22 protein-coding genes and 1 tRNA gene are annotated in these 20,813 nt (G+C 58.0%); 5 read left to right on the forward strand and 18 right to left on the reverse strand.

Going from position 1 to position 20,813, the window contains the following annotated elements; all coding sequences use genetic code 11:
- Positions 1-12: 12 nt before the first annotated feature.
- The 12 genes from rlmN to trmJ all read right to left on the reverse strand — a co-directional run bounded on the left by rlmN (position 13) and on the right by trmJ (position 9,015).
- Positions 13-1,161 (reverse strand): 23S rRNA (adenine(2503)-C(2))-methyltransferase RlmN, encoded by a 1,149-nt coding sequence (gene rlmN, locus ACXPVS_RS01055; protein ID WP_458508260.1) that lies wholly within the window; start codon positions 1,159-1,161, stop codon positions 13-15.
- Positions 1,162-1,189: 28 nt separating this feature from the next.
- Positions 1,190-1,615: a nucleoside-diphosphate kinase gene (gene ndk / locus ACXPVS_RS01060; RefSeq protein WP_007916882.1), complete on the reverse strand. Its 426-nt coding sequence runs from the start codon at positions 1,613-1,615 to the stop codon at positions 1,190-1,192.
- Positions 1,616-1,707: 92 nt separating this feature from the next.
- On the reverse strand, positions 1,708-1,908 hold the full coding sequence (gene iscX / locus ACXPVS_RS01065) for a Fe-S cluster assembly protein IscX (RefSeq protein WP_008147746.1): 201 nt from the start codon (positions 1,906-1,908) through the stop codon (positions 1,708-1,710).
- Positions 1,909-1,922: 14 nt separating this feature from the next.
- Positions 1,923-2,264 carry an ISC system 2Fe-2S type ferredoxin gene (gene fdx / locus ACXPVS_RS01070; protein ID WP_458508261.1) on the reverse strand — a complete coding sequence of 114 codons (342 nt, stop codon included), beginning with the start codon at positions 2,262-2,264 and terminating at the stop codon, positions 1,923-1,925.
- Positions 2,265-2,266: 2 nt separating this feature from the next.
- On the reverse strand, positions 2,267-4,129 hold the full coding sequence (hscA, locus tag ACXPVS_RS01075) for a Fe-S protein assembly chaperone HscA (protein ID WP_458508262.1): 1,863 nt from the start codon (positions 4,127-4,129) through the stop codon (positions 2,267-2,269).
- A 51-nt stretch (positions 4,130-4,180) separates the two neighbouring features.
- Positions 4,181-4,702, reverse strand: a complete 522-nt coding sequence (hscB, locus tag ACXPVS_RS01080) for a co-chaperone HscB (RefSeq protein WP_458508263.1) — start codon at positions 4,700-4,702, stop codon at positions 4,181-4,183.
- 8 nt (positions 4,703-4,710) lie between these two features.
- Complete coding sequence (gene iscA, locus ACXPVS_RS01085) at positions 4,711-5,034, reverse strand: iron-sulfur cluster assembly protein IscA (protein ID WP_458508264.1); 324 nt, start codon at positions 5,032-5,034, stop codon at positions 4,711-4,713.
- Positions 5,035-5,068: 34 nt separating this feature from the next.
- Positions 5,069-5,455, reverse strand: coding sequence for a Fe-S cluster assembly scaffold IscU (iscU, locus tag ACXPVS_RS01090; protein WP_003443374.1), 387 nt, complete (start codon positions 5,453-5,455; stop codon positions 5,069-5,071).
- Positions 5,456-5,540: 85 nt separating this feature from the next.
- Positions 5,541-6,755 carry an IscS subfamily cysteine desulfurase gene (locus tag ACXPVS_RS01095; protein ID WP_458508265.1) on the reverse strand — a complete coding sequence of 405 codons (1,215 nt, stop codon included), beginning with the start codon at positions 6,753-6,755 and terminating at the stop codon, positions 5,541-5,543.
- Between the two features lie 50 nt (positions 6,756-6,805).
- Positions 6,806-7,297 (reverse strand): Fe-S cluster assembly transcriptional regulator IscR, encoded by a 492-nt coding sequence (gene iscR / locus ACXPVS_RS01100; RefSeq protein WP_003227911.1) that lies wholly within the window; start codon positions 7,295-7,297, stop codon positions 6,806-6,808.
- A 168-nt stretch (positions 7,298-7,465) separates the two neighbouring features.
- Complete coding sequence (cysE, locus tag ACXPVS_RS01105; RefSeq protein ID WP_458508266.1) at positions 7,466-8,242, reverse strand: serine O-acetyltransferase; 777 nt, start codon at positions 8,240-8,242, stop codon at positions 7,466-7,468.
- A gap of 2 nt (positions 8,243-8,244) precedes the next feature.
- Positions 8,245-9,015 carry a tRNA (cytosine(32)/uridine(32)-2'-O)-methyltransferase TrmJ gene (gene trmJ, locus ACXPVS_RS01110; protein WP_458508267.1) on the reverse strand — a complete coding sequence of 257 codons (771 nt, stop codon included), beginning with the start codon at positions 9,013-9,015 and terminating at the stop codon, positions 8,245-8,247.
- Positions 9,016-9,161: 146 nt separating this feature from the next.
- On the opposite strand from trmJ, the gene suhB reads away from it, so the two are divergent.
- On the forward strand, positions 9,162-9,977 hold the full coding sequence (gene suhB / locus ACXPVS_RS01115; protein WP_033061458.1) for a type III secretion system regulator SuhB: 816 nt from the start codon (positions 9,162-9,164) through the stop codon (positions 9,975-9,977).
- 61 nt (positions 9,978-10,038) lie between these two features.
- Here the strand turns inward: suhB and ACXPVS_RS01120 are convergent, their stop codons facing one another.
- The 6 genes from ACXPVS_RS01120 to queA form a co-directional block, all read right to left on the reverse strand.
- Positions 10,039-10,587, reverse strand: coding sequence for a glycine zipper 2TM domain-containing protein (locus ACXPVS_RS01120; RefSeq protein WP_309674219.1), 549 nt, complete (start codon positions 10,585-10,587; stop codon positions 10,039-10,041).
- 120 nt (positions 10,588-10,707) lie between these two features.
- The gene (gene secF / locus ACXPVS_RS01125) at positions 10,708-11,622 is read right to left on the reverse strand and encodes a protein translocase subunit SecF (protein ID WP_458508268.1); all 915 of its coding nucleotides are present in this window, start codon (positions 11,620-11,622) and stop codon (positions 10,708-10,710) included.
- Positions 11,623-11,631: 9 nt separating this feature from the next.
- Positions 11,632-13,500 carry a protein translocase subunit SecD gene (secD, locus tag ACXPVS_RS01130; protein ID WP_458508269.1) on the reverse strand — a complete coding sequence of 623 codons (1,869 nt, stop codon included), beginning with the start codon at positions 13,498-13,500 and terminating at the stop codon, positions 11,632-11,634.
- 63 nt (positions 13,501-13,563) lie between these two features.
- Complete coding sequence (gene yajC, locus ACXPVS_RS01135; RefSeq protein WP_458508270.1) at positions 13,564-13,899, reverse strand: preprotein translocase subunit YajC; 336 nt, start codon at positions 13,897-13,899, stop codon at positions 13,564-13,566.
- A 43-nt stretch (positions 13,900-13,942) separates the two neighbouring features.
- Positions 13,943-15,058, reverse strand: a complete 1,116-nt coding sequence (tgt, locus tag ACXPVS_RS01140) for a tRNA guanosine(34) transglycosylase Tgt (protein WP_458508514.1) — start codon at positions 15,056-15,058, stop codon at positions 13,943-13,945.
- Between the two features lie 14 nt (positions 15,059-15,072).
- Complete coding sequence (queA, locus tag ACXPVS_RS01145) at positions 15,073-16,122, reverse strand: tRNA preQ1(34) S-adenosylmethionine ribosyltransferase-isomerase QueA (RefSeq protein WP_458508271.1); 1,050 nt, start codon at positions 16,120-16,122, stop codon at positions 15,073-15,075.
- A gap of 107 nt (positions 16,123-16,229) precedes the next feature.
- Between queA and ACXPVS_RS01150 the strand changes: the two genes are divergently transcribed.
- From ACXPVS_RS01150 to ACXPVS_RS01165, 4 genes are all read left to right on the forward strand, one after another.
- Positions 16,230-16,314: transfer RNA gene (locus ACXPVS_RS01150), tRNA-Leu, on the forward strand.
- A gap of 129 nt (positions 16,315-16,443) precedes the next feature.
- Positions 16,444-16,776: a hypothetical protein gene (locus tag ACXPVS_RS01155; RefSeq protein WP_458508272.1), complete on the forward strand. Its 333-nt coding sequence runs from the start codon at positions 16,444-16,446 to the stop codon at positions 16,774-16,776.
- Positions 16,777-17,061: 285 nt separating this feature from the next.
- Positions 17,062-18,654 (forward strand): BCCT family transporter, encoded by a 1,593-nt coding sequence (locus tag ACXPVS_RS01160; RefSeq protein WP_458508273.1) that lies wholly within the window; start codon positions 17,062-17,064, stop codon positions 18,652-18,654.
- 130 nt (positions 18,655-18,784) lie between these two features.
- The gene (locus ACXPVS_RS01165) at positions 18,785-20,794 is read left to right on the forward strand and encodes a CocE/NonD family hydrolase (protein ID WP_458508274.1); all 2,010 of its coding nucleotides are present in this window, start codon (positions 18,785-18,787) and stop codon (positions 20,792-20,794) included.
- The last annotated feature ends 19 nt before the right edge of the window (positions 20,795-20,813 follow it).

Consider the following 20,813-nt stretch of genomic DNA (forward strand, 5'->3'; position numbering starts at 1 on the left):
AGAGATCCTCTCTTAATTATTGTTCGCAGCGTTCTGTGCGATATCGTTTTCGGCGCTTAACTCGCGCACGGCGATATAACGTTCGCTGCGACGGGTGCGATCCAGCACCTGTCCTACCAACTGGCCACACGCGGCATCGATGTCTTCACCGCGGGTGGTGCGTACGGTGACATTGAAGCCAGCATGGTGAAGCTGATCCTGGAAACGACGAATCGCGTTGTTGCTTGGGCGTTCGTAACCGGAATGCGGGAACGGGTTGAACGGAATCAGGTTGATCTTGCACGGGATGTTCTTGAGCAACTCGCTCATTTCGACCGCGTGTTCGACCTTGTCGTTGATGTCCTTGAGCAAAGTGTACTCAATGGTCAGTACGCGCTTTTCGCCCAGGGACGACATGTAGCGCTGACACGACTCGAGAAGCATCTTAAGCGGATACTTCTTGTTGATCGGCACCAATTGGTTACGCAATGCGTCATTCGGTGCGTGCAGGGACAACGCCAGGGAGACGTCGATGTGCTTGGACAGCTCATCGATCATCGGCACCACACCCGATGTAGACAGGGTTACGCGGCGCTTGGAGATCCCGTAGCCCAGGTCATCCATCATCAGATGCATGGCAGCCACGACGTTGTCGAAGTTCAGCAGCGGCTCACCCATGCCCATCATCACCACATTGGTGATGGCACGGTCGGCGGTCGCCGGGATGCTGCCGAACGACTTATTGGCAATCCACACCTGGCCGATGACTTCGGCGGCAGTGAGGTTGCTGTTGAATCCTTGCTTGCCGGTGGAGCAGAAACTGCAATCCAGGGCACAGCCTGCCTGGGACGAAACGCACAAAGTGCCGCGTTTGCCCTGTGGAATGTACACAGTCTCGACGCAGCTACCGGACGCCACGCGCACCACCCATTTACGGGTGCCGTCGGTGGAAATGTCCTCGCTGACCACTTCGGGGCCGCGGACTTCAGCAATGACCTTGAGCTTGTCGCGCAAGGCTTTGCTGACGTTCGTCATGGCGTCGAAATCATCGACGCCAAGGTGGTGAATCCATTTCATTACCTGACCGGCACGGAAACGCTTCTCCCCGATTGAGTCGAAGAATTTTTCCATTTCCAGCTGAGTCAGACCCAGCAGGTTAGTTTTTACAGTCGATGTAGTCATGGATTCACCTTCACTCATAAGCCAATGCTTAGCGAGTGGTTACTTCAGTAGCTGCGAAGAAGTACGAGATTTCGCGAGCAGCAGCGGCTTCGGAGTCCGAACCGTGTACAGCGTTGGCGTCGATGGAATCAGCGAAGTCAGCGCGGATGGTGCCGGCAGCAGCTTCTTTAGGGTTGGTAGCGCCCATCAGCTCACGGTTCAGAGCGATAGCGTTTTCGCCTTCCAGAACCTGAACGACAACCGGACCGGAGATCATGAAAGCAACCAGGTCGCCGAAGAAACCACGAGCGCTGTGCTCAGCGTAGAAGCCTTCAGCTTCGGCTTTGGACAGTTGCTTCAGTTTCGAAGCTACAACGCGCAGGCCAGCTTTTTCAAAACGAGTGGTGATCTCGCCGATAACGTTTTTTGCAACAGCGTCAGGCTTGATGATGGAGAAAGTACGTTGAACAGCCATGGTGTAACTCCAGAAACGGTAATTTGTGAAAAATTAAACCCGCGAATTATACGCGGGTTCTTGGGTATTGCCTAACTGCATACGGCGCAGACTCAGTCTGCTTCTTCGATCCAGGCGGCCTGAATGGCTTCAAGCACCTTCTCGCCACCGCGGGTCGGATCATCGCTGAATTCCGGCAATGCCAGCACCCATTTGTGCAGATCGACGAAGTTCACGTAACGCGGGTCCACATCTGGCTTGGATTCAGCCAGCTGGATCGCGATTTCCAGCACATCAACCCACTTCAGACTCATTTCAGTTCCTTGAATCAGTGCGGCGCTTCGGCTGCATGGTTGAGCGAGTATTTCGGAATTTCGACAGTCAGGTCTTCATTTCCGACGAGTGCCTGACAGCCTAGACGCGATTGCGCCTCCAGCCCCCAGGCACGATCAAGAAAATCTTCTTCCAGCTCGTCCGCTTCTTCCAGCGAGTCGAAACCTTCACGGATGATGCAGTGGCAGGTGGTGCAGGCGCAGACGCCACCACAGGCGCTTTCCATCTCGATATGGTGTTCGTGGGCCAGTTCGAGAATGGATGTGCCAGGCTCAGCCTCCACAACCATGCCGTCCGGGCAAAACTTATCGTGTGGCAGAAAAATGACCTGCGGCATCGTTATTCCTCAATCTCATTCAGGTTGCGCCCCGCCAGAGTGGCTTTCACCGTCGAGTCCAGGCGGCGGGCAGCAAAGGCGTCGGTCACTTGCGACAGACGCTTGGTCTGCTGCTCGATGGCGTAACCATCGGTGCCCTTCATCAATTCGGTCAGTTCCTGCATCTGCATTTCGATGACCATGCGCTCTTCGGCGTCGAGCAAGCGCTCGCCATCGACATCGAGGGCGCCCTGCACCGCTTCGATCAGGCGCCGGGCATCGACCTGCTGCTCGCGCAACACTCGAGCGACCTTGTCGTCGTTGGCGTGCTGGAACGAATCCTTGAGCATCTTGGCAATTTCGCCATCGGTCAGACCGTAGGACGGCTTGACCTGGATGCTGGCTTCAACGCCCGAACCCAGCTCGCGCGCCGCGACACTGAGCAGGCCGTCGGCATCGACCTGGAAGGTTACGCGAATCTTCGCAGCACCGGCCACCATCGCTGGAATGCCGCGCAACTCGAAGCGCGCCAGAGAGCGGCAGTCGCTGATCAGCTCGCGCTCGCCCTGCAATACGTGGATCGCCATGGCCGACTGGCCATCTTTATAAGTCGTGAAGTCCTGAGCTCGGGCGACGGGGATGGTGGTGTTGCGTGGAATCACCTTTTCCATCAGTCCGCCCATGGTTTCCAGCCCCAGAGACAACGGAATCACGTCAAGTAACAGCAACTCATCGCCATCACGCTTGTTGCCAGCCAGGGTATCGGCCTGGATCGCGGCACCAATGGCCACCACTTGATCCGGATCGATTTCGGTCAACGGTTCGCGGCCGAAGGCTTCTGCGACTGCTTCGCGAACGCGAGGCACACGAGTCGAACCGCCCACCATGACCACCGCGTGTACTTCGTCCAGCTCGATGCCGGAATCACGCACAGCGCGGCGACAGGCTTTCAGGCTGCGGGCAAGCATGGGCTCGATCAGCGCATTGAAGGCTTCACGGGTCAGCTCGGCGCTCCAGTCGCCATAAGCGACTTCAACGGCCGAGGCATTGGTCAGCGCTTCTTTGGCCGCACAAGCGGCTTGCAGCAAATTGCGTTGCGCACCCGGATCGAGGTCGGCGGACAGACCGGCGCTCTCGATGATCCAGCCCGCAATTGCATGGTCGAAGTCATCGCCACCCAGAGCGCTATCGCCGCCGGTAGCCAGAACCTCAAACACACCGCCGGTCAGGCGCAGAATCGAAATATCGAAGGTACCGCCACCCAGGTCATAAATAGCGACCAGGCCTTCAGCGTGCTGATCCAGACCGTAAGCCACGGCGGCGGCGGTCGGCTCATTGAGCAGACGCAGCACATTCAGACCGGCCAGTTTGGCCGCATCCTTGGTGGCTTGACGCTGAGCATCGTCGAAATAGGCCGGAACGGTAATCACCGCGCCTACCAGTTCGCCACCCAACGCCGCTTCGGCGCGCTGACGCAACACCTTGAGGATATCGGCAGAGACTTCGACCGGGCTTTTTGGGCCCTGAATCGTGTCGATGAACGGCATGTGCGATTCGCCGCCGACAAAGCGGTACGGCAGTTGATCGCCCAATTGCTTGACGTCGGACAGACCACGACCCATCAAGCGCTTGACCGACAACACGGTGTTCAAAGGATCGGTAGCGGCGGCCAGTTTGGCCGACTCGCCGACCTCGACACGGTCGGCGTGGTAGCGCACGGCAGACGGCAGGATGACCTGCCCGTCAGCGTCAGCCAGAGGCTCGGAAAGACCACTGCGCAACGCAGCGACCAGCGAATTGGTAGTGCCCAAGTCGATCCCCACAGCCAGACGACGCTGGTGCGGTTGAGGACTTTGGCCGGGTTCGGCGATCTGCAGTAGGGCCATCGTTATCAGGACTTATCTGTATATCAGGCGTGCGACCGGAGCGGCACTGGGTTAATCGTCGAGGCGCTCTTCTAACTGGCGCACTTCGTAGGTGAGCTTGTCGAGGAACTGCATGCGCCGCATCAGGCGTTCGGCCTGTTCACGTTGCACGGCATCATTCCAACAGGCTGCGAAGCTTTCGTTCAGTTCATCCTGCGCAGTCTTCAGGCGACGCTTAAACACTGCAACACCCGCCAGATCGGCGCTGTCTTGCAGGTCTTCGAGCTCTTCACGCAGCTCCATCTGCTGCAGAAGAAACTCCGGATCATGCACCGTGACCTCCAGCGGTAGCTCGCGATCGCCCATGGCGAGCAAGTAACGCGCGCGTTTTGGGGGACTTTTGAGCGTCTGATAGGCCTCGTTGAGGCTCGCGGATTGCTCTAGCGCCAGCCGCTGCTCGCGCTCGGAAGCGTCTGCAAAGCGATCCGGATGAACACCGCGCGCCAACTCACGATAGCGCGCGGCCAACTGATCGAGATCCAGACGGAAGCTCGGTTTCAGTTCAAATAAAGCGAAATGACAAGGAGTACCCACGCGCAGCCTCAGATGTTGAAGCTTTCGCCGCAGCCACACTCACCGCGCACGTTGGGATTGTTGAACTTGAAGCCTTCGTTCAACCCTTCCTTGACGAAATCGAGTTCGGTGCCGTCCAGGTAGGACAGGCTTTTCGGGTCGATAATCACTTTCTCGCCGTGACTTTCGAACACCTGATCCTCTGCAACTACCTCGTCGACAAACTCCAGCACGTAGGCAAGGCCGGAACAGCCTGTGGTGCGAACACCCAGACGAATCCCTTCACCTTTGCCGCGCCCGTCGAGGGAGCGTCGCACGTGTTGAGCAGCCGCTTCTGTCATGCTGATAGCCATCGGTGACTCCTTACTCGTCGCCAAATCTTGAAAGTCAGATCAAGCCTTTCTTCTGCTTGTAGTCGCGAACGGCCGCTTTGATAGCGTCTTCAGCAAGTACAGAACAGTGAATTTTTACTGGTGGCAGCGCCAGCTCTTCAGCCAACTGAGTGTTTTTGATGGTCTCTGCTTCATCCAGAGTCTTGCCTTTCATCCACTCGGTCGCCAAGGAGCTGGAGGCGATAGCCGAACCGCAACCGTAGGTCTTGAACTTGGCGTCTTCGATGATGCCTTGTTCGTTAACCTTGATCTGCAGACGCATCACGTCGCCGCACGCTGGAGCGCCAACCATGCCGGTACCGACATCCGGGTCTTCAGCGTCCATTTTGCCGACGTTGCGCGGGTTTTCGTAGTGGTCGATGACCTTTTCGCTGTAAGCCATGATTCTTAATCCTCACTCATCAGAGAGTCGCTCTTGAAGCCCTGGGAACCTCGGTTCGACAGGGCCGGTTTGCGGCGACTTGAAATCAGTGTGCCGCCCACTCGATTTTCGAAATGTCGACACCATCTTTGTACATATCCCACAGCGGCGACAGAGTGCGCAGCTTGGTAACGGCCTCGCAGACTTTCTGCGCGGCGTAGTCGATTTCTTCCTCGGTGGTGAAACGGCCGAAGGTGAAGCGAATCGAGCTGTGTGCCAGTTCGTCGTTGCGGCCCAGGGCGCGCAGTACGTACGAAGGCTCAAGGGAAGCCGAGGTGCAAGCCGAACCGGACGAAACCGCCAGATCCTTGAGCGCCATGATCAGCGACTCGCCTTCAACGTAGTTGAAGCTCAGGTTCAGGTTGTGTGGTACGCGAGCGGTCATGCTGCCGTTGATGTACAGCTCTTCCAGGCCTTCGACCTGCTTGAAGAAGCGGTCGCTCAAGGCTTTGATGCGGATGTTCTCGGCAACCATGTCTTCCTTGGCTACACGAAAGGCTTCGCCCATGCCGACGATCTGGTGTGTCGCCAGAGTGCCCGAACGCATACCACGTTCGTGACCGCCGCCGTGCATGGTCGCTTCGATACGAACACGCGGCTTGCGGCTCACGTACAGTGCGCCGATGCCTTTAGGGCCGTAGGTTTTGTGAGCGGAGAACGACATCATGTCGACTTTCAGCTTCTGCAGGTCGATCTCGACCTTGCCAGTGGACTGAGCCGCGTCGACGTGAAACAGGATGCCCTTCGAACGTGTCAGCTCGCCGATGGCCGCGATGTCGTTGACGGTGCCGATTTCGTTGTTCACGTGCATGATCGACACCAGAATGGTGTCGTCACGCAGTGCGGCTTCGACCATCTCTGGAGTCACCAGACCGTCGGTACGAGGCTCAAGGTAAGTCACCTCGAAACCTTCACGCTCCAGTTGGCGCATGGTGTCGAGGACAGCCTTGTGCTCAATCTTGGTGGTGATCAGGTGCTTGCCCTTGGTCGCATAGAAATGCGCCGCGCCCTTGATTGCCAGGTTGTCGGATTCGGTGGCACCGGAGGTCCAGACGATCTCACGCGGATCGGCGTTAACCAGGTCAGCAACCTGACGACGAGCGTTTTCAACAGACTCTTCAGCTTTCCAGCCGAACACGTGGGAACGGGACGCCGGGTTACCGAAGTTTCCGTCGACCAGCAGGCATTCACTCATTTTTTGCGCTACACGCGGATCAACCGGGGTGGTCGCAGAGTAATCAAGGTAAATCGGCAATTTCATGGACTATCTCCTAAATCAGGCTGGCTGGCGTGCCGCTAGCTCTTTGGCTGTCATTCGACGGCGGACGCTTCAATCTTGTCCAGGCGCGGCGCTTTGCTGTTGCAACGACGCTGATCCTGACGCTGGGCTACTTCTTGTACCTCACGGCGAGTGACAAGGTCAGCCAAGCTGATACCGCTGAGAAATTCGTGAATCTGCAGGCTCAGATCGCACCACAAGTGGTGGGTCAGACAGGTGTCGCCGGAATGGCAATCGCCCTGGCCTTGGCATTTGGTTGCATCGACCGATTCGTTCACCGCATCGATCACCTGAGCGACCTGGATACCCTGCATGTCACGCGACAGCTGATAGCCGCCGCCTGGACCACGGACGCTGGACACTAGATTGCTACGGCGCAATTTGGCGAAGAGCTGTTCGAGGTAGGACAGGGAGATACCTTGGCGCTCGGAGATATCTGCCAAGGACACCGGCCCGTGCTGCGCGTGCAACGCCAGGTCAAGCATGGCAGTCACGGCGTATCGGCCTTTTGTAGTCAGTCGCATGGACAATTACCACGGAGTTCAGAATGGGGCGAGTATGCAATTCCCGAGTATTTAAGTCAACTATAAGACCTAGTACTTTAGTCAGGATTACCCGCAAAAGAGCGGGCGTATCATAGCAAAGGCTGGCCGCGAACAGCCAGCAGTTGCTTTCGACGGGAGCGGCCGGAGTTAGCCCGCCTTGCTTTCATCCTTATCCTTGACGCAGGCGAAGTCTTCTTCGCGCAACTCAGGCAGATCCTTGGCGCAGTAGTTACTACCCAGATCCTTCAACGCACCACACATGCCCTCCAGACGACCGTCGACCGCCTGCAGGTGATCCAACAACTGACCAATGGCGCGAGCCACCGGATCAGGCATGTCTTCTCCGACACCGTAGGCATCGAAACCGATTTTCTCGGCCATGGCCTTGCGTTTGGCATCTTGCTCATCATCGGACTTGACGATAATCCGACCTGGAATTCCGACCACCGTCGCACCCGCCGGAACCGCCTTGGTGACCACAGCATTGGAACCGACCTTGGCCCCGGCACCGACCGTGAACGGACCCAGCACCTTGGCCCCGGCCCCGACCACCACGCCATCCTCAAGAGTCGGGTGACGCTTGCCCTTGTTCCAGCTGGTGCCACCCAGGGTCACACCTTGATAAAGAGTGACGTCATTGCCGATCTCAGCGGTTTCACCGATGACGATGCCCATGCCATGGTCGATAAAGAAGCGACGACCGACCTTGGCGCCCGGATGAATTTCGATCCCGGTCAACCAACGACCAAAGTTCGACACCAGTCGCGCCAGCCACTTCCAGCCCATACCCCACAGGGACGACGACAGACGGTGGATCCAGATGGCGTGCATGCCCGGATAGCAGGTCAGAACTTCGAAAGCATTACGCGCTGCCGGATCACGATGGAAAACACTCTGGATATCTTCACGCAAACGCTCGAACATTTTTAATCCTTCCGCTTAAGAAGCTCGCCACGGGCCGCTTTCTGGGTTTCCGTGAGGATGCCACGCAATATATTCATTTCTGCCCGACTGACCGAGCTGCGTCCGTACAACCGACGCAGGCGCGCCATCAAGTGCCGCGGCTTTTCCGGATCAAGGAACTCAATGGTCACCAGAGTTTGCTCCAGATGCTCATAGAATCGCTCCAACTCATCCATGGTCGCCAGCTCACCACTTTTGGTGGACGCCACTTCATCCTTCTCGACTTTGCTCGGCTGACCTTGGGCCGCAAGCCAGGACATCCGCACTTCATAGCTCAACACCTGCACCGCCGCCCCAAGGTTCAGCGAACTGAACTCAGGGTCTGATGGGATGTGCACGTGATAATGACATCGCTGCAACTCTTCATTGGTCAGACCGGAATCTTCACGACCAAAGACCAAAGCGATCTCAGCACCCTGCGAGGCCTCTTCCACAACCCTCAGGCCGCATTCGCGAGGATCGAGCAACGGCCAGGGAATGCGACGGTCACGGGCGCTGGTGCCGAGCACCAGATTGCAGCCGACCAAGGCATCTTCCAAGGTGGCGACGACTTGCGCGTTTTCAAGGATGTCACCGGCACCGGAAGCACGAGCATCGGCTTCGTGATGCGGGAACAACCGCGGTTCGACCAGCACCAGCCGCGACAGTCCCATGTTCTTCATGGCACGCGCAGCCCCGCCGATATTCCCGGGATGGCTGGTATTGACCAGGACGACACGAATGTTTTGCAGCAAGGGAGGCGCTCTCGAACACTTTAGTGGGGAGCAGAATCTTACAGCTCAACCTACCGTTAAGCTACGAAAGCGAACACTGACCTTCACCTGAAGAAACTTTCTGATAGAATGCCCGGCTTTCTTTAACAACCTTAGGTGACACATCCATGCAGCCCATGCTGAATATCGCGCTGCGCGCCGCCCGCAGCGCCAGTGAATTGATCTTCCGCTCCATCGAGCGCCTGGATACCATCAAGGTCGACGAAAAAGACGCCAAGGATTATGTATCCGAGGTGGATCGCGCCGCCGAGCAGAAAATCATTGACGCGCTGCGCAAGGCCTACCCTACCCACGGCATTCTCGGCGAAGAAACCGGCATGCACCCTGGTAGCGGCGAAGGCGAAGACTACCTGTGGATCATCGACCCACTGGACGGCACTACCAACTTCCTGCGCGGCATTCCTCACTTCGCTGTCAGCATCGCCTGCAAATACCGCGGTCGCCTGGAACACGCTGTTGTTCTGGACCCGGTTCGCCAGGAAGAATTCACCGCCAGCCGTGGTCGTGGCGCTCAACTGAACGGTCGCCGCCTGCGCGTCAGCGGCCGCACCAGTCTGGACGGCGCCCTGCTGGGTACCGGCTTCCCGTTCCGCGATGACCAAATGGACAACCTCGACAACTACCTGGGCATGTTCCGCGCCTTGGTTGGCCAGACTGCCGGCATCCGCCGCGCCGGCTCGGCGAGCCTGGACCTGGCTTACGTAGCGGCCGGCCGTTTCGACGCATTCTGGGAGTCGGGCCTGTCCGAGTGGGACATGGCTGCAGGCGCCCTGCTGATTCAGGAAGCAGGCGGCCTGGTGAGCGACTTCACCGGCGGTCACGACTTCCTTGAGAAAGGCCATGTCGTTGCCGGTAACACCAAATGCTTCAAAGCAGTACTGACGGCCATCCAGCCGCACCTGCCGGCCTCGCTGAAACGCTAATCGAGCAGCCACAAAAAAAGCACCTCGAAGGGTGCTTTTTTTGTATTTGAATTTCAGCTATTTACTGAGCCGGCTCGTTCTGCGACAGGATCAATTTACCTTCCTTGTCGACCGGAATCTGGTTGCCCGGATCGCGATCCATCCGCACCTTGCCTTCCTTGCCATCCAGTGAATAACGGACGTCATACCCTACGACCTTGTCACTGATGTCATTCACAGTGTTACACCGCGTTTGAGTCGTGGTGTAGGTATCACGATTCTGCATACCTTCCTGGACCTTGTTGCCCGCATAACCACCGCCAACTGCACCCGCCACGGTGGCAATCTTCTTGCCGGTGCCGCCACCGATCTGATTGCCGAGCAAACCACCTGCCACGGCACCCAATACGGTACCAGCGATCTGATGTTGATCTTTCACCGGCGCTTGCCGGGTTACTGCAACGTCCTTGCACACTTCACGTGGCGTTTTGATTTGCGTCTTGACCGGTTCAACGGCTAGCACTTGCGCATACTCAGGGCCGCTTTTAACCAGGCTATAGGTGGCAACAGCACCCCCGGCAGTTACACCGACAGCACCCAATACCGCACCAACCAGCAACGACTTGTTCACATGAACCTCCTGATCATTTCATGCGGGACAAGCCCGCGCTTCTCCCAGCCTTGGAGCATAAAAAAAGGCGCGAGTTCAATACTCGCGCCTTTTCGGCCGACAGCTGGAAAACGATAGCCGTTATGGGCGGTCGTCGACTTCTTTATCAGAAGCCACTGTAGGAATCAGATCCTCGGTGCTCAGGTTCAGCCAGATCAGCACGACGTTGGCGATGTAGATCGACGAGTACGTACCCGCCAACACACCGATAAACAGTGCGATAGAGAAGCCGAACAGGTTGTCCCCACCAAAGAACAATAGGGCCGAGATCGCCAGCAAAGTAGAGATCGACGTTGCCATGGTCCGCAGCAGGGTCTGGGTAGTCGAGATGTTGATGTTCTCGACCAAGGACGCCTTGCGCAGCACACGGAAGTTCTCACGAACCCGATCGAATACCACGATGGTGTCGTTGAGCGAGTAACCAATGATCGCTAGCACCGCCGCCAGCACCGTCAGGTCGAAGGTGACCTGGAAGAACGACAGAATACCGATGGTCACGATCACGTCGTGAATCAAAGAAACGATGGCGCCGACCGCGAACTTCCACTGAAAGCGGAAAGCCAGGTAGATCAGGATGCCACCCAGCGCCATCAGCATGCCGAGGCCGCCCTGATCGCGCAGCTCTTCACCGACCTGCGGGCCCACGTACTCGACCCGTTTGACCATCGCCGGGTTGTCGCCACCGACTTTCTGCAGCGCTTCCGCCACTTGATGACCCAGCTGCGGATCTTCACCCTGCATGCGCACGAGCAAATCGGTGGTTGCACCGAAGCTCTGCACGATCGCATCTTGATAACCCGCTGTTACCAGCTGCTCACGCACCTTGGTAACATCGGCCGGACGCTCGTAGTTCAGCTCGATGAGCGTACCGCCGGTGAAATCCAGGCCCCAGTTCAAGCCCTTGGTGGCGACGCTGAACAATGCCAGCACCGTAAGGAACAATGTGACGCCGAACGCAACGTTGCGAACGCCCATGAAGTTGATTGTACGTAACATGGCAGCCCCTTAAATCCACAACTTCTTGAAGTCACGACCACCGAAGATCAGGTTGACCATTCCGCGGGTCACCAAAATGGCCGTGAACATCGAGGTAAAGATCCCGAGGGACATGGTCACAGCGAAACCTTTGACCGGGCCTGTGCCCATTGCAAAGAGAATCCCGCCTACCAACAGCGTGGTCAGGTTGGCGTCGATAATCGCAGTGAATGCCCGACCGAAGCCCTCATTGATTGCCCGCTGTACGGTCATGCCGGCGGCGATCTCTTCACGTATCCGCGAGAAGATCAGAACGTTAGCGTCGACGGCCATACCCATGGTCAACACGATACCGGCGATACCCGGCAGGGTCAGTGTTGCACCCAGCAGCGACATCAGGGCGAGCAGCAGCACCATGTTCACCGCCAGAGCGACGGTGGCGATGATGCCGAAGAAGCGATAGATGGCGATGATAAACAGCGAGACGAACAGCATGCCCCACAGCGACGCATCGACACCTTTGATGATGTTATCGGCACCCAGGCTTGGACCAATGGTGCGCTCTTCAGCGAAGTACATCGGTGCAGCCAGACCACCAGCGCGCAGCAGCAGCGCCAGCTCAGACGACTCGCCCTGACCGTTCAGGCCAGTGATACGGAACTGAGCACCTAGCGGCGACTGGATGGTCGCCAGGCTGATGATCTTTTTCTCTTCCTTGAACGTCTGGACCGGCACGTCTTTCTCGACGCCATTAACCACTTGCTTGACGTAAGTGGTAACCGGACGTTGCTCGATAAAGATCACCGCCATGCTGCGACCGACGTTGCTGCGAGTCGCACGACTCATCAACTCGCCACCATGACCATCCAGACGGATGTTCACTTCTGGCGTGCCGTGCTCGTCGAAGCCAGCCTTGGCGTCAGTCACCTGGTCGCCCGTGATGATCAAGCCACGCTCGATCTGTGCTGGCAGACGATTGCCTTCACGGAACTCGAAGGATTCGGAAGTGGCTTTCGAAGCGCCCGGCTCAGCAGCCAGACGGAATTCAAGGTTGGCCGTCTTGCCGAGGATACGCTTGGCTTCGGCGGTGTCCTGCACGCCCGGCAGCTCAACCACGATGCGGTTGGCGCCCTGGCGCTGAACGATTGGCTCGGCAACACCCAGCTCGTTGACGCGGTTACGTACCGTGGTCAAGTTCTGCTTGATGGAGTATTCACGGATTTCCGCCAGCTTGGCCGGGGTCATCGCCAGACGCAGTACCGGTTGGCCATTGAGGTCGGCCGGAACAATATCGAAATCGTTGAAGCTCTTGCGGATCAGCGTACGGGCTTGGTCGCGGATTGCTTCATCAGCGAAGCCCAGCTGAATGGCACCGTTGAGTTGCGGCAAGCTGCGATAGCGCAGACGTTCTTTGCGCAACAGGCTCTTGACGTCGCCTTCGTAGACTTTCAGGCGTGCATCGAGGGCTTTGTCCATGTCCACTTCCAGCAGGAAGTGCACACCACCGGACAAGTCCAGACCCAGCTTCATCGGGTGCGCGGCCAGGCTGCGCAGCCATTGAGGGGTGGTTTGTGCCAGGTTCAGTGCAACGACGTAGTCATCACCCAATGCCTTGCGCACGACGTCTTTGGCAGGCAGCTGATCTTCAGCCTTGGCCAGACGAATCAAACCACCCTTGCCGTTTACTGCCAGGGTGGCAGCCTTGACGTTGATCCCGGATTCCGTGAGCGCTGTGCCCACACGATCCAGATCAGCCTGAGTCACTTGCAGCGCAGTGCTTGCACCGCTGACCTGAATGGCCGGGTCATCAGGATATAGATTGGGAGCGGAATAAATCAGACCGACCGCCAGCACCGCCAGGATCAGAATGTATTTCCACAGAGGGTATTTGTTCAGCATCACGCCGCCCGCTTATGACGCGGGGCGCCTTGCGCGCCCCGTCGATTGAGTAGAAGTTGAAACTTAGATCGCTTTTAGCGTGCCTTTTGGCAACGTAGCGGCAATGGCGCCTTTCTGGAACTTCATTTCGATGGTGTCGGAAACTTCCAGAACAACGAAGTCGTCTGCCACTTTAGTGATCTTGCCGGCGATACCACCGGTGGTCACAACTTCGTCGCCTTTCTGCAGACTGCTCAGCAGGCTCTTCTGCTCTTTGGCGCGCTTGGCCTGTGGACGCCAGATCATCAGGTAGAAGATGACCAGGAAACCGACCAGGAAAATCCACTCAAAGCCGCCACCCATTGGGCCTGCAGCAGGTGCAGCAGCGTCAGCCATGGCATTAGAAATAAAAAAGCTCATTTAGCACTCCAGTTGCAAATGTTGAATCTTGGGGTCAGAAAACTCAGTCCAAAGGCGGAACAGGTAACCCGCGTTTGGCGTAAAAGGCGTCGACAAAGGCGGCCAATGTACCCTGTTGAATAGCCTCGCGCAAACCAGCCATAAGCACCTGGTAATGGCGCAAATTGTGGATGGTATTCAACATGCTACCCAGCATTTCGCCACACTTGTCCAGATGGTGCAGATAAGCACGGGAGAAGTTCTGGCAGGTGTAGCAATCGCAGGTCGGATCCAGCGGCGAATCATCATGGCGATGGAACGCGTTACGGATCTTCAGCACGCCTGTATCAATGAACAGATGCCCATTGCGAGCATTACGGGTTGGCATCACGCAATCGAACATGTCCACACCGCGGCGCACACCCTCAACCAGATCTTCCGGTTTGCCAACGCCCATAAGGTAACGAGGTTTGTCAGCCGGCATCTGGCCAGGCAGATAGTCCAGCACCTTGATCATCTCGTGTTTCGGCTCGCCCACCGACAGACCGCCAATGGCCAGACCATCGAAGCCGATATTGTCGAGACCCTCCAGGGAACGCATGCGCAAATCCTGGTGCATACCGCCCTGAACGATGCCGAACAGTGCCGCCGTGTTGTCGCCATGGGCTTGTTTCGAACGCTTGGCCCAACGCAACGACAGCTCCATCGATACCCGCGCGACGTCTTCGTCAGCCGGGTACGGGGTGCATTCGTCAAAGATCATCACAATGTCGGAGCCCAGATCGCGCTGGACCTGCATCGACTCTTCCGGGCCCATGAACACTTTGGCGCCGTCCACAGGAGAGGCGAAGGTCACGCCCTCTTCCTTGATCTTGCGCATCGCGCCCAGGCTGAACACCTGAAAACCGCCGGAGTCAGTCAGAATCGGGCCTTTCCACTGCATGAAATCGTGCAGGTCGCCGTGCTTCTTGATCACTTCGGTGCCAGGACGCAGCCACAAGTGGAAGGTGTTACCCAGAATGATTTCCGCGCCCGTGGCGGTGATATCCCGCGGCAACATGCCCTTGACCGTGCCGTACGTGCCCACCGGCATGAACGCCGGGGTCTCGACGGTACCGCGCGGGAAGGTCAAACGACCGCGACGAGCCTTGCCGTCAGTAGCAAGCAACTCAAACGACATACGACTTTGGCGACTCATTCTTTGTCCTCAGGGCCACGTGGTGCGGGGTTACGGGTGATAAACATCGCATCCCCGTAGCTGAAAAAACGGTATCGATGCTCGACGGCAGCTTTATAAGCGGCCATGGCTTCGGGATAACCGGCGAACGCCGAAACCAGCATCAACAGCGTGGATTCGGGCAAATGGAAGTTGGTCACCAGGGCATCGACCACATGAAACGGCCGGCCTGGGTAGATAAAGATGTCAGTGTCGCCGCTGAACGGCTTGAGCACGCCATCGCGCGCGGCGCTTTCCAGGGAGCGCACGCTGGTGGTCCCCACGGCCACCACGCGACCACCACGAGCGCGGCAGGCTTGGACGGCATCGACCACGTCCTGGCCGACTTCCAGCCATTCGCTGTGCATGTGGTGATCTTCGATCTTCTCGACGCGCACGGGCTGGAAGGTGCCCGCGCCGACGTGCAAGGTCACGAACGCCGTCTCGACGCCCTTGGCGGCAATCGCGTCCATCAGCGGCTGATCGAAATGCAGCCCCGCCGTGGGCGCCGCTACCGCGCCCAAACGCTCGGCGTAGACCGTCTGATAACGCTCGCGGTCCGAGCCTTCATCCGGGCGGTCTATATAAGGAGGCAGCGGCATGTGCCCGACGCGATCAAGCAGCGGCAACACCTCTTCGGCGAACCCCAACTCAAACAACGCGTCATGGCGCGCCAGCATCTCGGCTTCGCCACCGCCGTCGATCAGGATCTTCGATCCCGGCTTCGGCGACTTGCTGGACCGTACATGGGCCAGCACGCGATGGCTGTCCAGCACCCGCTCCACCAGGATTTCCAGCTTGCCGCCGGAAGCCTTCTGGCCAAACAGCCGCGCCGGAATCACCCGGGTATTGTTGAACACCATCAAATCGCCCGGGCGCAAATGCTCCAGCAAATCAGTGAATTGACGGTGTGCCAGGGCGCCGCTGACCCCATCCAGGGTCAACAGGCGACTGTTGCGACGCTCGGCCAAAGGGTGGCGAGCGATCAGCGAATCAGGGAGTTCGAAAGTAAAGTCAGCAACGCGCATGATGGGGTTCGTCTAGCAGGGGCCGGAAGTCTAGCCGAAATAGTGAAAATTCTCTATGTACCTGATTGACCGACGGTAATCTCATCTCTATACTTCGCCGCCATTGAGCCCTGATGGCGGAATTGGTAGACGCGGCGGATTCAAAATCCGTTTTCGCAAGAAGTGGGAGTTCGAGTCTCCCTCGGGGCACCAAAATTAAGAAAGGTCTTGCTTAGCAAGGCCTTTTTTTTCGTCTGTAGAAAAGCCACCCCCGCCCGCGCAGGAGCTGCCGAAGGTTCTTTTCCCCTCTCGCCCTGGCGGACTATTTCACAAGGACCCCCTATGGAACTGCTGCTGGAAACCGTCGCCCTGTTCTGCCTCAAGCTTGCTTACGAGACGGAAGATTCAAGTCCGATTCTTCGGGATGATCTGCTGATGAGTGATTATGAGCGGGAGGTGTTTGGGTTGCTGGTGCGCAGGGGGGATGTCGAGGGGATCCGAAGGAAAGTGGATGAATGTCTGGGCTTGGCACTGAACGCCGTTGGCGGTGTTGATACCGTCCTGGGCTGCGAGCTGCATAGGCTGGCGGTAGATTTCAGCGCTGCGCAGACGCTGGGACTGCTTGATGCACCGCTCATCGCGCTCAAGGATTATCTGAAAAACATTCAATATTGAAGGAACGCGGATTAACGCGTGAATGCCCGATTGCTGGACCGACATTGGTCGTGACGTCGCGGTACGACATTTCCAGCGCGCCCTGCCCCCGCCACCTGCCCTCCTACACCCATGACCTCCGGGAATACCCCTATGCCGATTGGTCGATTGCGTCCGATGTTGCATAAACGGTTATCTATACCCCAGCGAAGACGTCGAAGCGAAACAGCCGCAGGATGCTGCTGAGTTCGCACCTAATAATGCCGTTAAGGCGATAAAAATAATCAGTCTGGGGAATCGCACGATATGAAGTATCCATTGCGGCCGTTGGTCTTTTGGCCAACGTTTCTGATTCTGCTGGCAGCGGTGATTGCCAGCTACGTCGACCTGAACGCGTTTCTCGCGGTGAGCAAACAGCTCAACGCGATGATTCTCAAGAATTTCTCCTGGCTGTTCAGCGCTGGATCCTTCTCTATGGTGGTCCTGACCGGGATCGTGTACTTCTCGCCTCTGGGCAAGGTGCGCATCGGCGGGGAACAGGCCCAGCCATTACTGAGCAAATGGCGCTGGTTCATGGTCGCGCTATGCACCACGCTAGCAGTGGGTGTGCTGTTCTGGACCACGGCCGAGCCGCTTTATCACCTGTATTCCCCGCCCAGCAGCATGGCCATCGAGGCGGGCTCCTCAGTGGCCAAAACCTTCGCGATGTCGACGATGTTCCTGCACTGGACCATCACCCCTTACGCCATTTATCTGGTGCCTTCACTGGTGTTCGCGCTGGTCTTCTACAACCTGCGCGCCAACTTCTCCATTGGCTCGATGCTGCAACCGTTACTGGGTGCCGAACGAGTCAAACGTTATGCGGGACTGATCGACACCCTGGCCATGTTTGCACTGGTCGCAGGTATGGCGTCCTCTCTGGGTACCGGCGCGTTGACCCTGGCCGGCGGGCTGAGCCAGTACATCGGCGGTGAAACTACGCCGCTGCGCCTGGCTATCATCATTGGCGTCATCGTCATCACCTTTGTCGCCTCGGCCACCAGCGGCCTGCAGCGCGGCATCGTCATGCTGTCGTCATTCAACACCTGGATCATGCTGGCACTGGGTTTGTTCGTCCTGATCTGCGGTCCGACCCTTTTCATACTCAGCCTCGGCGTCGAGTCCCTGGGCGTATACCTGAACACCTTCTTCAGCCGCAGCCTCTTCACCGGCGCCGCCAGTGGTGACAGCTGGCCGCAAAGCTGGACAGTTTTCTACTGGTCGGTCTGGTTTGCCTGGGCCCCTGTCAGTGCCTTGTTTCTCGGCAAGATCGGTCGTGGCTACACCGTCCGCGAGTTCGTCCATATCAACATGCTCTACCCGGCACTGTTTACCGCGCTGTGGATCGGCATTTTCTCCGGTTGCAGCCTGTATTTCGACGCGCTGGGTGATGGCAGCTTGAACCGTGTGCTCAACGAGCAAGGCGTTGAGCATGTGCTGTACCAGATGTTCCAGCAGTTGCCGGCCAGTAGCCTGATGATCGCTTTCCTACTGTTCATCGCGTTCATTTCTTTCGTCACTGCTGCGGACTCCAGCACAGACGTGATCTCCAACCTTTGCAGCAAGGGTGTCACTGCGGATTCAGACCTGGACGGCAACCCGATGCTCAAAGTGGTATGGGGCGTGATCATCGGGACGGTGTCCTGGGTCATGGTCGCGTTTGTCGGTATCGACGGGGTGAAGATGCTGTCCAACCTTGGTGGGCTGCCGGGCATGATTCTTGTGCTGCTGGCCAGCACCTCACTGATTTACTGGCTCAAGAATCCGGCACTGCTGGAGGTGAAAGTCGTCCCGGTCAGCCAGGCCTCTCTAGCACGTGAAGTGCCCGTTGCCACTCAAGCGCCGGAGTTCTTGCGATAGAACCGCACGGACTCGCGAGTATCACCGTGGCCTGCCCCTTCCCGTTGCGTCTGCAAGCGCCTGCCTCCCCCATGCACTAGGGAGGCATTGGCTCGCGGTCAAACATTTGAATACTGTTTTGGAGTCACCGATGGAAATCATCACCGAGTTTGCCCACAAAGTTCATGAAATCGAGCATTGCCTGATCCCACTGAGCGATGGCACGCAACTGGCTGCGCGTATTTGGCTGCCCGAAACCGTGGGTGAGCACGCTTTCCCAGCGATCCTGGAGTACCTGCCTTACCGCAAACGTGACGGCACCGCTGTACGCGATGCACTGACCCACCCTTGGATGGCCGGCCAAGGTTACGTGTGCATACGCGTGGACATGCGCGGCAATGGCGAGTCCCAAGGCTTGATGGCCGACGAGTACGTGCTCCAGGAACAGAATGACGCGATAGAAGTGATCGAGTGGCTGTGCCAGCAATCCTGGTGCGACGGCAACGTGGGAATGATGGGCATCTCCTGGGGGGGCTTCAACGGCTTGCAAGTGGCGGCGCGTCAGCCTGAAGCCTTGAAGGCGATCATCACGCTGTGCTCCACCGATGACCGGTACGCCGATGACATCCATTACAAGGGTGGCAACCTGCTAATGGAGAACTTCGGCTGGGCGGCCACCATGCTCAACTTCAGCGCGGCGGTGCCTGATCCAGTGCTAGTCGGCGAGAGCTGGAAGGAAATGTGGCAGGAGCGTCTGGACGCAATGCCGTTGCTGGCCGAGACCTGGCTGCAACACCAGACGCGAGATGATTACTGGCGCCATGGTTCGGTGTGTGAGGATTATTCGGCGATCAAGGCTGCAGTCTACGCCGTGGGCGGTTGGGGCGATGCGTACAAGAATGCCGTACCGCGCCTGATGGAAAATCTCCACGGCCCGAAAAAAGCCATGATCGGGCCGTGGATTCACAAATACCCGCATTTTGCAGTGCCCAACCCAGCCATCGGTTTCCTGCAGGAAGCCAAGCGCTGGTGGGATCACTGGCTCAAGGGTATCGACAATGGCGTGATGGACGACGCACCGTGCACGTTCTATCTGCAAGATGTATTGCCTCCCAAGGGCAGCTATGCCGAGCGCCCGGGCGTCTGGGTCCAGACCACCGGGTGGCCGGACCCGCACATTCAATGGACGGACTTCAGCCTCGATGATCGCGGCCTGAGCCAGGGCCAACAGTCGTTGAGCGCCTCACGCAGTTTCTGCTCACCGCTGACCACCGGCCTGCATCAGGGCGAATATTGCGCGATCTGGTTCGGCCCCGATGGCCCGACTGATCAGCGCCGCGACGATGCGCAGTCCCTGTGTTTCGACTCCCAACCGCTGACCGAACCGCTGGCATTACTGGGTGATGTACGTCTGAAGCTGCGCCTGAGCAGCGACACCGCCTGTGGCCAACTGGTCGTCCGACTCAACGCCGTAGCGCCTGATGGTCAAGTCAGTCAGATCACCTACGGCGTGCTGAATTTGAACCTGCGCGACGACTTCGCCCAACTAACGCCGCCTGTCGCGGGTGAGCCAATGGATGTGAATTTGAACCTGGATCAGGTTGGTGTCCGACTGCCATCCGGTTACCGATTGCGCCTGGCGCTCAGTACCGCCAGTTTCCCCCTGCTGTGGCCAAGCCGCGAACTGACCACCCTGACCTTATTGCCCGGCCTGCAAAGCGTACAACTGCCGGTATTTACCGGCGACGCGGTGGAATGCCCTTTCGACGCGCCGCAAAGTGCTCCACCGGCGGCCGTGGAAGTTCTGCGCGCAGCCGCGCCCAAGCGCACCTTGATCGAAGATGTGAGCAGCGGTGAAGTCTGCGTACGCATCGAAGACGATCTGGGTGCGATGCGCTTTCTCGACCATGGTTTGTGCGTCGATCAGCGTTGCACCGAGGAGTACCGCACGTTGCCGTGGGACCCGTTGTCGACACGGGCCGATATTCAATGGCAGTACCGCGTTGGGCGCGAGCAGTGGTCGGTCGAGGTCGACAGCAGCCTGCATCTGCGTGCGGATGACCAGTGGTTCTACGTGGAGGCCGAGCAGGTGGCACGGGAGAACGGCGAGCAGGTGCATCACCGTCAATGGAGCAAACGCGTCGCCCGGGTCGCCCTGTGAGTCCGGGAATGGCAGGATA

The sequence above is a fragment of the Pseudomonas sp. Ma2-10 genome (assembly GCF_054330215.1).

Coding starts and splice junctions, on each gene's coding strand:
- rlmN (WP_458508260.1), bottom strand. CDS start 1,161: ATGACTACATCGACTGTAAAAACTAACCTGCTGGGTCTGACTCAGCTG.
- ndk (WP_007916882.1), bottom strand. CDS start 1,615: ATGGCTGTTCAACGTACTTTCTCCATCATCAAGCCTGACGCTGTTGCA.
- iscX (WP_008147746.1), bottom strand. CDS start 1,908: ATGAGTCTGAAGTGGGTTGATGTGCTGGAAATCGCGATCCAGCTGGCT.
- fdx (WP_458508261.1), bottom strand. CDS start 2,264: ATGCCGCAGGTCATTTTTCTGCCACACGATAAGTTTTGCCCGGACGGC.
- hscA (WP_458508262.1), bottom strand. CDS start 4,129: ATGGCCCTACTGCAGATCGCCGAACCCGGCCAAAGTCCTCAACCGCAC.
- iscA (WP_458508264.1), bottom strand. CDS start 5,034: ATGGCTATCAGCATGACAGAAGCGGCTGCTCAACACGTGCGACGCTCC.
- iscU (WP_003443374.1), bottom strand. CDS start 5,455: ATGGCTTACAGCGAAAAGGTCATCGACCACTACGAAAACCCGCGCAAC.
- ACXPVS_RS01095 (WP_458508265.1), bottom strand. CDS start 6,755: ATGAAATTGCCGATTTACCTTGATTACTCTGCGACCACCCCGGTTGAT.
- iscR (WP_003227911.1), bottom strand. CDS start 7,297: ATGCGACTGACTACAAAAGGCCGATACGCCGTGACTGCCATGCTTGAC.
- cysE (WP_458508266.1), bottom strand. CDS start 8,242: ATGTTCGAGCGTTTGCGTGAAGATATCCAGAGTGTTTTCCATCGTGAT.
- suhB (WP_033061458.1), top strand. CDS start 9,162: ATGCAGCCCATGCTGAATATCGCGCTGCGCGCCGCCCGCAGCGCCAGT.
- secF (WP_458508268.1), bottom strand. CDS start 11,622: ATGTTACGTACAATCAACTTCATGGGCGTTCGCAACGTTGCGTTCGGC.
- secD (WP_458508269.1), bottom strand. CDS start 13,500: ATGCTGAACAAATACCCTCTGTGGAAATACATTCTGATCCTGGCGGTG.
- yajC (WP_458508270.1), bottom strand. CDS start 13,899: ATGAGCTTTTTTATTTCTAATGCCATGGCTGACGCTGCTGCACCTGCT.
- tgt (WP_458508514.1), bottom strand. CDS start 15,058: ATGTCGTTTGAGTTGCTTGCTACTGACGGCAAGGCTCGTCGCGGTCGT.
- queA (WP_458508271.1), bottom strand. CDS start 16,122: ATGCGCGTTGCTGACTTTACTTTCGAACTCCCTGATTCGCTGATCGCT.
- ACXPVS_RS01155 (WP_458508272.1), top strand. CDS start 16,444: ATGGAACTGCTGCTGGAAACCGTCGCCCTGTTCTGCCTCAAGCTTGCT.
- ACXPVS_RS01160 (WP_458508273.1), top strand. CDS start 17,062: ATGAAGTATCCATTGCGGCCGTTGGTCTTTTGGCCAACGTTTCTGATT.
- ACXPVS_RS01165 (WP_458508274.1), top strand. CDS start 18,785: ATGGAAATCATCACCGAGTTTGCCCACAAAGTTCATGAAATCGAGCAT.